Source organism: Pseudomonas sp. S30_BP2TU TE3576 (assembly GCF_050436025.1).
Taxonomy (GTDB): Bacteria; Pseudomonadota; Gammaproteobacteria; order Pseudomonadales; family Pseudomonadaceae; genus Aquipseudomonas.
Window position 1 is genome coordinate 2,474,974 of sequence record NZ_JBNDLK010000001.1, and the last position, 13,339, is coordinate 2,488,312.

At 58.2% G+C, this 13,339-nt stretch carries 10 protein-coding genes; 9 read left to right on the forward strand and 1 reads right to left on the reverse strand.

All coding sequences use genetic code 11. From position 1 onward, the window contains the following. The first annotated feature begins 54 nt into the window (after positions 1–54). The 9 genes from ABIA48_RS11265 (at position 55) to ABIA48_RS11305 (ending at position 10,855) form a co-directional block, all read left to right on the forward strand. Positions 55–1,563 (forward strand): CoA-acylating methylmalonate-semialdehyde dehydrogenase, encoded by a 1,509-nt coding sequence (locus tag ABIA48_RS11265; protein WP_429488651.1) that lies wholly within the window; start codon positions 55–57, stop codon positions 1,561–1,563. Positions 1,564–1,608: 45 nt separating this feature from the next. Then, positions 1,609–2,382, forward strand: a complete 774-nt coding sequence (locus tag ABIA48_RS11270; RefSeq protein ID WP_429488653.1) for an enoyl-CoA hydratase — start codon at positions 1,609–1,611, stop codon at positions 2,380–2,382. A 25-nt stretch (positions 2,383–2,407) separates the two neighbouring features. Next, positions 2,408–3,298 (forward strand): 3-hydroxyisobutyrate dehydrogenase, encoded by an 891-nt coding sequence (gene mmsB / locus ABIA48_RS11275; RefSeq protein WP_429488655.1) that lies wholly within the window; start codon positions 2,408–2,410, stop codon positions 3,296–3,298. A gap of 2 nt (positions 3,299–3,300) precedes the next feature. After that, complete coding sequence (locus tag ABIA48_RS11280; protein ID WP_429488657.1) at positions 3,301–4,425, forward strand: enoyl-CoA hydratase/isomerase family protein; 1,125 nt, start codon at positions 3,301–3,303, stop codon at positions 4,423–4,425. Next, positions 4,407–5,558, forward strand: coding sequence for an acyl-CoA dehydrogenase family protein (locus ABIA48_RS11285; RefSeq protein ID WP_429488659.1), 1,152 nt, complete (start codon positions 4,407–4,409; stop codon positions 5,556–5,558). The genes ABIA48_RS11280 and ABIA48_RS11285 overlap by 19 nt, the downstream gene beginning before the upstream one ends. Before the next feature lie 64 nt (positions 5,559–5,622). Next, entirely contained in the window at positions 5,623–7,251 is a 1,629-nt protein-coding gene (locus ABIA48_RS11290; protein ID WP_429488661.1) for a methyl-accepting chemotaxis protein, read from the forward strand. Then, positions 7,248–7,904 (forward strand): TetR/AcrR family transcriptional regulator, encoded by a 657-nt coding sequence (locus ABIA48_RS11295; protein ID WP_429488662.1) that lies wholly within the window; start codon positions 7,248–7,250, stop codon positions 7,902–7,904. Before ABIA48_RS11290 ends, ABIA48_RS11295 begins: the two co-directional genes overlap by 4 nt. 991 nt (positions 7,905–8,895) lie before the next feature. Beyond that, positions 8,896–9,477: a TetR/AcrR family transcriptional regulator gene (locus ABIA48_RS11300; RefSeq protein ID WP_429488664.1), complete on the forward strand. Its 582-nt coding sequence runs from the start codon at positions 8,896–8,898 to the stop codon at positions 9,475–9,477. Positions 9,478–9,628: 151 nt separating this feature from the next. Next, on the forward strand, positions 9,629–10,855 hold the full coding sequence (locus tag ABIA48_RS11305) for an MFS transporter (RefSeq protein ID WP_429488666.1): 1,227 nt from the start codon (positions 9,629–9,631) through the stop codon (positions 10,853–10,855). 765 nt (positions 10,856–11,620) lie between these two features. Here ABIA48_RS11305 and ABIA48_RS11310 read toward each other — a convergent pair. Further along, complete coding sequence (locus tag ABIA48_RS11310; protein WP_429488668.1) at positions 11,621–13,339, reverse strand: UvrD-helicase domain-containing protein; 1,719 nt, start codon at positions 13,337–13,339, stop codon at positions 11,621–11,623.

The following is a 13,339-nucleotide window of genomic DNA, read 5'->3' on the forward strand; positions in this document are numbered from 1 at the left end:
CCAATCAGGCCGAGGGGCCTCACTCGACTCAAAAAAAGTAGACAGGACCCGAAAATGACCTCCTCCAGCATTCCTAGCGTCAAGCTTCTCATCAACGGCGAATTCGTCGAATCGCGCAGCACCCAATGGCGCGACGTGATCAACCCGGCTACCCAGGAAGTCCTGGCCCGCGTCCCCTTCGCCACCGCCGAAGAAATGAACGCCGCCGTGGCCAGCGCCAAGGAAGCCTTCAAAACCTGGCGCAAAACGCCGATTGGCGTCCGCTCCCGGATCTTCTTCAAATATCAGCAACTGATCCGCGAAAACATCAAAGAACTGGCAGCACTGCTCACCGCCGAACAGGGCAAAACCCTGCCGGACGCAGAAGGTGATGTGTTCCGCGGGCTAGAGGTCGTTGAGCACGCGACCGCCATCGGCAATCTTCAGATGGGCGAATTGGCCAACAACGTGGCCAATGGCGTCGACACCTACACCCTGATGCAGCCGCTGGGCGTGTGCGCCGGCATCACCCCGTTCAACTTCCCGGCGATGATCCCGTTGTGGATGTTCCCGATGGCCATCGCCACCGGCAACACCTTCATCCTCAAGCCGTCCGAGCAGGATCCGTTGGTGACCATGCGCTTGGTGGAACTGGCGCTGGAGGCCGGTGTACCGAAGGGAGTGCTCAACGTCATCCACGGTGGCGTCGACGCGGTGAACTTGATCTGCGACCACCCGGACATCAAGGCCGTGTCCTTCGTCGGTTCGACCAAGGTCGGCACACACGTCTACAACCGCGCTACCCAGAATGGCAAGCGTGCACAGTGCATGATGGGCGCGAAGAACCACGCCATTGTCCTGCCCGATGCCAACAAACAGCAGACCCTGAACAACCTGCTGGGTGCTTCCTTTGGCGCTGCGGGCCAGCGCTGCATGGCTCTGCCAGTGGTGATCCTGGTCGGTGAAGCGCAGGCCTGGTTGCCGGACCTGATCGAGCGAACCAAGACCCTCAAAATTAATGGTGGCACCGAACCAGGCACCGACATCGGCCCGGTGATCTCCTGCGCGGCTCTGGATCGCGTCAACAGCCTGATCGCCAGCGGCATTGCAGAAGGCGCCACGCTCGAACTGGATGGACGTAACCCAAGCGTGCCTGGCTATGAGGACGGCAACTTCGTCGGCCCAACTATCTTCTCCGGCGTCACTGCACAAATGTCCGTGTACCGCGAAGAAATCTTCGGCCCGGTGCTGTGCGTCATGCACGCCGCCAGCCTGAGCGAAGCAATCGAGATCATCAACGCCAACCCGAATGGCAACGGCACAGCCCTGTTCACGCGCTCCGGTGCTGCTGCCCGTCACTTCCAGGAAGAAATCGACGTTGGCCAGGTGGGTATCAACGTGCCGATTCCAGTACCGGTTCCGCTGTTCTCCTTCTCCGGTTCGCGCGCCTCCAAGCTCGGCGATCTGGGTCCTTACGGCAAGCAGGTGGTGACCTTCTATACCCAGACCAAGACGGTTACCCAGCGCTGGTTCGACGAGGATGACACCGGCGGCTCGGTGAACACCACCATCACCCTTAAATGATCTCTGTCGGCCGGCGCCAAGCGTCGGCCGGCCAGGAGCTGAACGATGCAGTACCAGACATTACTGGTTGATGTGCAACAGCGCGTCGGCCTAATTACGCTCAACCGGCCGCAGGCGCTCAACGCGCTGAACAGTCAGTTGATCGCCGAGCTGAACCTGGCTCTGCACCGCCTGGAGGCCGACCCCGAAGTCGGCTGCATGGTCATCACCGGATCGACCAAGGCCTTTGCTGCCGGCGCCGACATCAAAGAGATGGCCGCGCTGGGCTATCCGCAGATCTACCTGGACGACTTCTTCGCCGCCGCCGACCGCATCGGCGCCCGGCGCAAGCCAATGATTGCCGCAGTAGCCGGCTATGCCTTGGGTGGCGGCTGCGAGTTGGCGCTGATGTGCGATTTCATCTACGCCGCCGATAACGCCCGCTTCGGTCTGCCGGAGCTGAACCTGGGGGTGATTCCCGGGATCGGTGGCACCCAGCGCCTGAGCCGCGCCGTTGGCAAGTCCAAGGCCATGGAGATGTGCCTGACCGGCCGCCAACTCGGCGCCGAGGAAGCTGAGCGCGCCAACCTGGTTGCCCGTGTGTTCCCCGTCGCGGAGTTGCTGGAACGGACTCTGGAAGTCGCCCGCAGCATTGCCGGCAAGTCGTTGCCGGCGGCCATGATGATCAAGGAATGCGTCAACCGCGCCGAAGAAATCAGCCTCAGCGAAGGCATACGTTTCGAGCGCCGGCTTTTCCATTCGCTGTTTGCCGGCCACGACCAAAAGGAAGGCATGCAAGCCTTCGTCGAAAAGCGCGTGCCGAATTTCCTGCACCGCTGATCCCCACTCGCAAAAGGTAGTCATCATGCATATCGGATTTCTCGGCCTCGGCAACATGGGCGGCCCAATGGCCCGCAACCTGCTCAAGGCTGGCCACAGCCTGACCGTCTTCGATCCTTTCCCGCAGGCGGTCGCCGCTCTGGTCGAGGCCGGCGCCAGCGCCGCTGACTCGCCCGCCGCCGTGGCCAAAGCGGGGGTCGAGGCGATCATCACCATGCTGCCAACCGCGGACCACGTGAAGCAGGTCTATCGCGGCAAGGACGGTCTGTTGGCCAATATTGGCCAAGGCGTGCTGTTGATTGACAGTTCGACCATCGACCCGATCAGTGCGCGCGAAGTAGCAAAATTCGCCCTCGCCCAAGGCAACCCAATGCTCGACGCACCGGTATCCGGCGGCACCGGCGGCGCGACGGCAGGCACCCTGACCTTTATGGTCGGCGGCCCGGTCAGTGTGTACGACCAAGCTCTGCCGATCCTCTCGGCTATGGGCCGGAACATCGTGCACTGCGGCGAAGCAGGTAACGGCCAAGTGGCCAAGATCGCCAACAACATGCTGCTAGGAATCTCCATGGTCGGCGTAGCCGAGTCTATGGCCCTGGGTGTGGCCCTAGGCATGGACGCCAAGGTGCTGGCCGGTGTCATCGGGACTTCCACCGGTCGCTGCTGGAGCTCGGAGATCAACAATCCGTTCCCGGGCGTGCTGGAAAATGCTCCGGCCTCGCGTGGTTACAGTGGCGGCTTTGGTACCGACCTGATGCTCAAGGACCTCGGCCTCGCTACGGAAGCAGCCAAACATGCGCGTCAGCCAGTGGTACTCGGTGCTGCCGCCCAGCAGCTCTACCAGACCTTCAGCCTTCAAGGTAATGGCGGTCTGGACTTCTCCGCCATCATCAAACTATTCCGTGGGGAAGCGTAAGCATGAGCGAGCAGCAAGCCCCGGTGCTGGCTAGTGTGCGCAACCGCATCGGCCACCTGACGCTGAATCGACCCGGCGCGTTGAACACCCTGGACCTGCCCATGGTGACACTGCTTTGCCGACACCTGTGGCTGTGGGAACAGGACCCGGAGATTGTCGCCGTGACCATTCGCGGAGCCGGGGAAAAAGCCTTCTGCGCCGGCGGCGACATCCGCATGCTGTACGACAGTCACAAGGCCGGCGACAACTTGCACGAGCTGTTCCTTGAGGAAGAGTACGCCCTTGACGAGTACCTCCATGGCTACTCCAAACCGGTGCTGGCGCTGCTGGATGGTTTTGTCCTCGGCGGCGGGATGGGCCTGGCTCAGGCTGCATCGCTGAGGGTGATCACCGAGCGCACGCGGATGGGCATGCCGGAAGTCGGCATCGGCTTTTTCCCCGATGTCGGCGGCAGCTATTTCCTGCCGCGTCTTCCGGGTGAGTTGGGTATCTATCTGGGGGTCACAGGCTGCCAGGTCCGTGCCGCCGATGCGCTCTATGCCAACCTGGCCGACTACTATCTGCCCAGCGAACGACTGGCCGAACTAGATGCCACCCTGGATCATTTGAACTGGACCCGTGCGCCCGACGAAGACCTGCAAGACCTGCTCGCTGGCCTGGCCACCGAGCGTATTGCAGGATCGGAACTCAAGGCTTATCGCCAGGTGATCGATGAATACTTCGCCCTGCCGGATGTGCCGGCGATTCGCAACGCGCTGCAGCGCGAGCAGCGTCCCGAGCTACGCGACTGGGCCGAACAGACGGTAGAGCTACTCGACAGCCGCTCGCCGTTGGCAATGGCCACGACACTGGAGCTGTTGCGTCGCGGTCGATATCTGAGCCTGGCCGACTGTTTTGCATTGGAGTTGCACCTGGATTACCAGTGGTTCGACAAGGGCGACCTGATGGAGGGCGTCCGCGCCCTGATCATCGATAAGGACAAGACCCCACGCTGGAATCCGCCAACCCTGGCGGAACTGGTACCTACGCGGGTGCAGGCCTTCTTTAGAGACTTTCGCCCAGCCTCTGGCACCCCCCTTCGCACCGCCTCATCGGCAGGAGACTCGCAATGCACGATATCGAATTGACCGAAGAACAACGCATGATCCGCGACATGGCCCGTGACTTCGCCCGCAGCGAAGTCGGCCCCCACGCCCAGGGTTGGGAGAAAGCCGGCTGGATCGATAATGCCGTGGTGGCGCAGATGGGTGAACTGGGCCTGCTGGGCATGGTTGTGCCGGACACCTGGGGCGGCAGTTACACCGACTATGTCGCCTACGCCCTGGCCGTGGAGGAAATCTCGGCCGGTGACGGTGCGCTCGGCGCCTTGATGAGCATCCACAATTCAGTGGGCTGTGGCCCCTTGCTGAAATATGGCAGCCCGTCCCAGCAAGACCGCTGGTTGCCACTTCTGGCCAGCGGCCAGGCCATTGGATGCTTCTGCCTGACCGAGCCACAGGCCGGCACCGAAGCTCACAACCTGCGCACCCGCGCCGAGCTGCGCGATGGCCAGTGGGTACTCAACGGCGCCAAGCAGTTTGTCAGTAATGGCAAGCGCGCCAAGCTGGCCATCGTCTTCGCCGTCACCGATCCGGAGCTCGGCAAAAAGGGCCTGTCGGCCTTCCTGGTGCCGACCGACAATCCCGGATTCGTGGTCGATCGCAGCGAACACAAGATGGGTATCAAGGCTTCCGATACCTGTGCGGTAACCCTGAACAACTGCACGATACCCGAGGCCAATTTGCTGGGCGAGCGCGGCAAGGGCCTGGCCATTGCGCTGTCCAATCTGGAAGGCGGTCGCATCGGCATCGCCGCCCAGGCCCTGGGCATCGCCCGCGCCGCCTTCGAGGCCGCGCTGGGGTATGCCCGCGAACGCATCCAGTTCGGTAAGCCGATCATCGACCACCAGAGCGTGTCCAACCTGCTCGCCGATATGCACACCCGGCTCAATGCTACACGCCTGTTGGTGCTGCATGCCGCACGCCTGAAAAGTGCCGGGCAACCGTGCCTGTCAGAAGCTTCGCAAGCCAAGCTGTTCGCTTCTGAAATGGCCGAGCGCGTGTGCTCCAGCGCCATGCAAATCCATGGCGGCTACGGCTATCTGGAGGACTACCCGGTGGAGCGCTATTACCGTGATGCGCGCATCACCCAGATCTACGAAGGCACTAGCGAGGTCCAGCGCCTGCTGATCGCCCGCGAGCTAACCCACTACGCGCTCTGAGCCGTTGGCCGGACGCGCCCGCTGTCCGGCTGCCCCTTCTTCCGCTCCCCTTCTGGAGTTGCCCATGCTTGGCCTGCGTAATATTCCCATCAGCCGCCGCCTGTGGTTGATCCTGCTGACGTCGATCCTGATGCTGCTGACTCTCGCCGGCCTGATGCTCAAGCGGAACTATGACGACCTCTATGCGGCAAAGGCGCTGAAAACCCGTCACGTGGTCGAGACCGCCAACGGCATCCTGCGACATTTCCAGAACATGGAAGGCCACGGTCTCAATCGTGAGCAAGCACAACAACAGGCCAGCGCGGTCATGCGTGACCTGCGCTATGACCGCGGGGAGTACTTCTGGATTGAGGACCTCGACACACGCCTGGTCATGCACCCCAATGCCAGCCTCGAGGGCAAGCGCATGGCCGGCACCCGCGACCCTGATGGCAAGGCACTGTTCGACGAAATGGTTGCCGTGGCGATGCGCGACGGCTCCGGTCTGGTGCGCTACCGCTGGCCAAAGCCGGGTTCCGACGTGCCGGTGGAGAAGGTTTCCTACGTCGAACTGTTCAAACCTTGGGGGTGGATCGTGGGCTCGGGCATCTACATCGACGACGTCCAAGTCGAGTTCCGCCGCCAGCTGGTTCAGGCCTTCGTCATTCTGGTGACAATCGCCCTGCTGCTCAGCGCGCTGATCCTGCTGATTGCCCGCAGCATCGCCTCGCCACTGGCCCAGGTGGTTGATGCTATGGAGAACATCGCCAGCGGTGACGCCGACCTGACCCACAACCTGGACAGTCGCTGGCGCGATGAGTTGACCGCTCTGAGCAACCACTTCAACGGGTTTACCAGCAAACTACGCACTGTAATCGGGCAGTCCGTCCAGACCGCCGGCAGCCTGAACAAGGCCTCGCAATCGCTTGGTGAGATTGCCAGCGATAGCCAGCGTCACAGCCAGCAGCAGTCACAGCAAATGGAACTGGTGGCCGCCGCCATTCACGAGGTGTCCTACGCCGTGCAGGAAGTGGCGAAGAATGCCGAGCACGCCGCCAACGAAGTACGCCAGGCCGATGAGCAGGCACGCCAAGGCCAGCACAATATCGACAGCAGCCTGCGTCAGATCGACCAGTTGTCCGAGACCATCGGCCAGGCTGTCGAAGTGATCCAGAGCCTGGCCCAGGAAAGCACTCAGATTGGCAGCGTACTGGAAGTGATCCGCGCCATCGCCGAGCAAACCAACTTGCTGGCGCTGAACGCTGCTATCGAAGCAGCGCGCGCTGGCGAGCAGGGTCGTGGCTTCGCCGTGGTGGCAGACGAAGTGCGCCTGTTGGCGCAACGCACCCAGCAGTCCACCGCGCAGATTCAGGGCATGATCGAGCGCCTACAGGGTAACTCCGAAGCGGCGGTCAATGTCATCAATGCCAGCAGCCAAGCCGCTCAACAAACCGTGGTACAGGCCCGCGAAACCGGTGAAAGCCTGCATCAGGTCATTACCGCCCTGCGCAACCTCACTGAACTGAACGCCTCAATTGCCAGTGCCACCCTGGAGCAGTCCCACGTGGTCGAGGACATCAACCAGAATGTCACCCGCGCAGCCTCGCTGGCCCACGAGAGTGCCCTAGCAGCGGATCAGTCCAACGAGGCCAGCCAGAAATTAGGCGAACTGGCGGGTCAGCTCAATCACCTATTGGCGCAGTTTCGCGTATGAGGTGGATGAACAATATGCAGCCCTCCAAATCCCTTTTTGCGGTGCCTGTCGACGAAGAGCGCAACACACGCTACCTGGACACGCGTCGCAAGGCTGTCGAGTTGTTCGCCAGGCATGGTTTCAGCCGAGTGAGCATGCGCGACCTGGCCACTTACCTGGGGATCAAGGCCGGCTCCATCTACAACCACATTGATAACAAAGAGGCACTGTTGTTTGAACTCATCGAGGAGCTTTACGAGGAGTTGCTTGATGGTGCCAGCCTGGTGATCCGTCGCAAATCCGCACCCAGTGTACGACTGCACGGCCTACTTGAAGCACACATCCGGCTCCACGAGCGTATGGCCGCGCATTTTCGCCTGGCTGAGTACGAACTCCATTGTTTGAGCTGCGAACAGCAAGCCTCGATATTGACCCTGCGCCGACGCTATGAGGAGCACCTGCTGGAGACAATAGAGCAACTCACCGGTAAACCGCCTAGCGTCACTCGACGCGCGACCCTGAGCGGCATTGTTTCCCTGCTCAATCAACTACCAGCCTGGGTTGGGGAGACCCAGACCGGCATTGGAGCACGCCGTAAGTTGCTGCATGATATGGTGATGAGTAGTCTGCAGGGTGCATTGCAGGCAACTCAGGCCTATGACTCTAAACGCTAGGAAAAACCACCCCACTACCGCTTGTGAAGTAGCGCCTTTCATGTCTTTGAAGCGTTTCTTTCGAGAAACCACGGCTTCAAAGGTGTCATACCTCAAGCGTCTTCACAGCTTGTTTAGCTCGCTGGATGCATTACACGCGGAGGTTGCAGTGTGATGACACCTGCGATCACGGTTTTTTCTTTAGGTTGGGAATAGCGTCCGCTGTGGGTCGTTTTCAGCCGGTCGCGATAGACAGCAATCGGCCGACTCTGTTGAAAACGTCGGCCATGGTTTCCATAACAGAAAGGTACGCGCTTGGGATTGAAATCTTTACTTTGAACAGTGGATTCCGGGGTCAGATTTCGCGTAGCGGCGCGCAAAAAAGGCGCTTTCACCACTCAGTATTGGGCAGTCCCCGAAGAACTGATTTTTTCAACAGAATCGGCCAATAACGGACGCTGGATATGACCGCTTTACCTCCTGTGGCGCCAAGGTGACCCGAAGGTATCTCCGGGCTCCGTTAGATACGGGTTCAATTCAGTCACGGTTCAGGTAGACAGGCGTTAGATTTAAAGATTCGCACAACCGCCAGCAAATCACGAACGGCGGGGCCTGCGAGGCGATAGTACAATTTGTCAAAGCCGAGGTTTGAAAGTGGTAACGGGGACCGTTTCAACGTCCTGGCAATCCATGGAAAAAGACTATTGCTGAGCAAGATAGGAGCAAGATGCCCGAAAGGGACCGAATGCGCCGGAGACAGTGCCGTGTAAGGCCTAGAGCTCAAAACCGAAATTAATCTTATAAGAGGATTCAAAGCGACAAAACGTGTGATCCCGAGGGCCTCGGAAAACGGGGTGCATTTCCTGCACCCCGGCACGGCTTCGATGCATCTCCTCTCATAGCCAGTCCAGTCTCCCAGTCATACCCTCGTATCCTTAGTTGTGTCCATCCTTGACGAGTGGGAAGGAAGTCAGTATTTTTCAGGAATGATCATTCCAGAAAGGCTGCTCTAATGCGCACCAAAGAATTTGAGCAGGATGAAGTCATCGATGCAGCTATGCAGGTTTTTTGGCAGCTCGGCTATTGCGCCACCTCGATACAGGACCTGGTCGACGGCACAGGATTATCTCGAAGCAGCCTGTACAACGCCTTTGAGAACAAGCATGGCTTGTACGAGCATGCATTACGCCGTTATCACGATCTGACTTCCTCGAACATAACGTTGCTTCAGGAGTCAGGCTCCGTCAAAAAGTTGATCCAGCAACTGCTGATGAGGATTGTGAATGATGAGCTCAGCGATACCGGACAACGTGGCTGCCTTGCCGCCAATGCCTCACTTGAGCTGGCTGGCCAAGATGAATCCATTGCCGAGTTGGTCTCTCTCAACTTCCTGCGTCTGGAGAAAGCTTTAGAGCGCGCACTCATCCGTGGTCAGGAAAAGGGGGAAATTCTTGCGCACAAGAAACCTCGCGCGCTCGCACGCTTTATTGTGAACACGATTCAGGGCATGCGGGTATTGAGTAAAGGCAGTGCTCACCAGAATCGTCGACAACGCTTGCTGGACGTGGTCGATATCACGATGGACACTTTGTAACGCAAGACGGGATGTTGGAATACTTCGAGTGAAAATCTGGCAGAGGTCAGGTTTTTTTGCCTAGTTCTGGAATGATCATTCCAGAAAATTCAAAACAACCTCAGACGGTCGGTCAGGAATAGGAAATGAACTCTTTCTCAGGGATACAACGATGAGCGCGCCCGGTAACGACGGATTGATAGCACCGAGTCTCGATGAAGCGTCTTCAGTGCAAAGACTGCCCCTCTGGAAACTGTTGGCATTCACGATGGCTGGCTTCATCACCATCATGACGGAAACCATGCCAGCCGGTCTGCTGCCTCTGATTGGGCAGGATCTAGGCGTCTCGCAAGCCATGGCTGGCCAGTTAATTACGCTCTATGCATTGGGCTCGGTTCTGGCGGCGATTCCAGTCGTTGCTGCTACGCGGAAATGGCATAGGAGGCCGTTGTTTCTGCTGGCGATTGCCGGGCTGCTGGTGTTTAACACAGTGACAGCGTTGTCCTCCCACTATTTGTTGACCTTAGTTGCGCGATTTATCGCCGGAATGGCGGCGGGCGTGATGTGGGGACTATTGGCCGGTTATGCACGACGCATGGTGCCCCATGGTCTCCAAGGGAGAGCCCTGGCGATTGTCGGTATCGGTCAACCCGTGGCCTTGTGTCTCGGCGTGCCCCTCGGCACTTGGCTGGGGACTCTGTTTGATTGGCGTGGCGTGTTTTGGATTATGTCAGCCCTCGCGTTATTACTGTTCATTTGGGTGCGATTTGGTGTGCCTGACTACCCGGGACAAACCGAACGTCAGCGCCAGTCGCTCCGAAGTATTTTTCTAACCCCGGGACTGCGCTCGATATTGGCTGTGATCTTCGTTTGGATGCTCGCGCACAACATCCTGTACACCTACATTGCATCGTTCTTGGTCTCCGTGGGGCTTGGCCAGCGGATAGACCTCGTTCTTATGCTTTTCGGTATTACCTCTATCGTCGGCATCGGGGTCACAGGAATGTGGGTGGATCGTGGGTTGCGTGTGCTGACGCTAGTAAGTCTGGCGGTTTTCGCGGTGGCGATGTTGGTGATGGGAATGGCAAGCAGCTCCCCTAGCATCGTGCTCCTCAGCATTGCGATCTGGGGGCTGACGTTCGGTGGCGCTCCCACGCTATTACAGACGGCCATTGCCGATACCGCGGGTGATGGCGCCGATGTTGCACAATCGATGCTGGTCACCATTTTCAATCTGGCAGTAGCCGGAGGTGGCATCGCTGGTGGCTTGTTACTGGAGCATGTAGGGCCGAACTCTTTCCCCCCAACACTACTGATATTGGCGTTGCTCGGTCTATCCGTTGTTTGGCAAGCCAGGGCCAATGGTTTCAAGCCTGGTCATCGAGCCATCACGCAATAGTGTGTTCAATGGCCCGATAGGAGAGCGCCGGCACGCTGAGAAATTTCAACGGGTCCTCCCGAGGGGGTGGGCCTAGGGGGTAATTCGGGCCCCGCGCCTTCGGTATATATGACCTTTTTTCGGTGGTTGGTTGTTGTTTTGTCGATCCCCGCAAGCCCCGCCCCCTATGGGTTTTTCGGTCCTATACATCGCAACAACTCAGGCCAGCCATATCGATGGGTGAATGGCCTAGGTTGGTGTATTGCCGATGGGCTGCCCTCGATGGTGAAAACAGCCATTAACGGGATGGCCAGACTGATCGCTTACCGTTTGGGCCGTTAGATACGGGGTCAATTTGGTCACGGCTCAGGTAGACGGGTGTTAGATCCGGAGATTCTGGTAATCCTCTGGAGCCCTAGCAAAACAAGGGCTGCAAGGGCTTTCAGAAAACAACCATAGGTGAGGATTTAAAAGCGCCTATCGTTGAGCACCTGACTCCAACGACAGCCCACAACACCGCTTCAAGCGACGACCAAAAGCTACATCATGACCGACAGATATCGACCAAAACCGTCACTCAAAGACGCTAACGAAGCCAGGGAACGTAATCCTCCTCGACACCAGTGGGGTCTCTGGGCAGGAATGCGCTTTCTCCACTATCTACTTATCGTCGCCTCCTCGGCTCTGATGGCCAGCTATGCCTTACTGTGGCTGACTAGGCCCACATATCTTTTAAAAGATCTGACTTAAACCAGTAATTACAGGTCATGGCAATCGACACATCACTTAGAGCAAAGGGCTTCTTCGCCGCCCTTTTGGAGTCAAAATTGTTGCTCGCTGCATCGCTCGAGTCACGGCTACTCTCATAGTCAAGCGGGCTTGCCTTTCGCGCTCAGCGGAGGGGTTGTCAGTCAGGTATCGGCCTTTCATCAGCCCTTCGTAAAGAAGGACTTCGGTGAACTCCTTGCCTTTCGACTTATGCATAGTCATCAGGTGGATGCCTTTCCACTCCTTTGTCGCAGCTTGGAAATGCTCCTGCAGGAGTGCATCTCGAACGAAGCTCTCGGCACCCGTATAGCTCTGCGTGTTCCTCCAAACTTCCCCTAGACGGCCACGCAGCAGAGTTCCTTTACCAAGTAATCGAACAAAGCGACTATCAGCTGCGATCTGTTTGATTTCAGCGCAGGCGCTGCAATCCAATAGCTTGCGCACGGCGATCCAGTCGGCAGCAGGATCGCCTGACAGTTCTAGCTGCATACGCTGCTGCGAGATTTCCTGCGCAGCCGCCATCACCCTTTTATGGGAAATTTTCTTCAGCTCTCGCCCTGCAGCCACACCGTCTATCGCGTCGACAAGATCTAAGTTTGGCTTGCTTGGTTTTTTTTCACCTCGCCGGCCGCGAACGTGGGCACAGAGATTCCCGAGTAGTTTCAATGTGATCGATTCGGCGTGTGGTCCCCCCTCTAGGAGGGCCGCAATGGTCACCGCGGCCAGGGCAGCAGCTTCTTGGTCGAACGCGACGTCATGGGAAATGCGTGGTAGCTCATCAGCGTCGCTAGAGAGGTAAGCGGATACCTCTGCCATTAAATCTTTGCTCGGTACCAAGATGGTCAAGGACCAATTTCTACCGCCCTTCAACAAGCGGCGTATGATGCCGATTACCACCCTCTTGAAGTCCAGGTGCAGCTGGCCTTTGCGGGGTGTATACGTTTGTACCGCGACATTATTGTAAGCCTTGCCCTTATTAACCCCATTCATTAAATCGTTTCCGAACTGCACGATGTCTGTTCCGTTGCTTCGGTGGTTCTCTAATCCAAAGTTGAAAGTGTCTGGATTGAAAGCATCTTGGTATTCCTGGATCCGAGCCGCATTCGCTCCACGAAACTCATAGATACGTTGCTCAGGATCAGCTAGCGCCATGACTTGGCTGTGCGGCGTAAGTGCACGTATGAACCGCCACTCATCTTCATTTGTGTCTTGGAACTCATCCAAGATGATCAGGGGATAGCTTGATCCGTAGATGCGCTGCAGCGCTTTACTGCTCTCAAGCAGCAGGGCTGCGTTGCTCGCGAAAAGGTCGAAATGAAGCAACCCATCCTCTGCCAGCAGCCGTTGTTTTTCGGCCTCTCGTTGATCCTCGGGGAGGCTGGACAACCGAGATGCCGCCTCTGGCGGGGGTAGAAGAGTTATCGGGCTACCTGCGCGCAACAGATACCCGTGGCTGCGCAGTAGCCCCCAGGTGAAACCATGGTAGGTATTGACCTCAAGCTTGCCGCGCTCTAACGCCGGCAAAAGCTTTCCCGCATGCTCGGCTACCCTTGCGACAGTCGCCCTGGCGAAGCTGAGAAAAAGCACCCGCTGACCGGTTTTCAATTGCTGCTCGCCGATCAGCACCTCCGCTTTTAGTAGGGCTACGGTGGTTTTTCCTGACCCAGGTCCTCCAAGGACGAGCATATGTCTTGGACAGCCGATAACCGTATTACGAGTGTCGTCTAGCTCTAACAT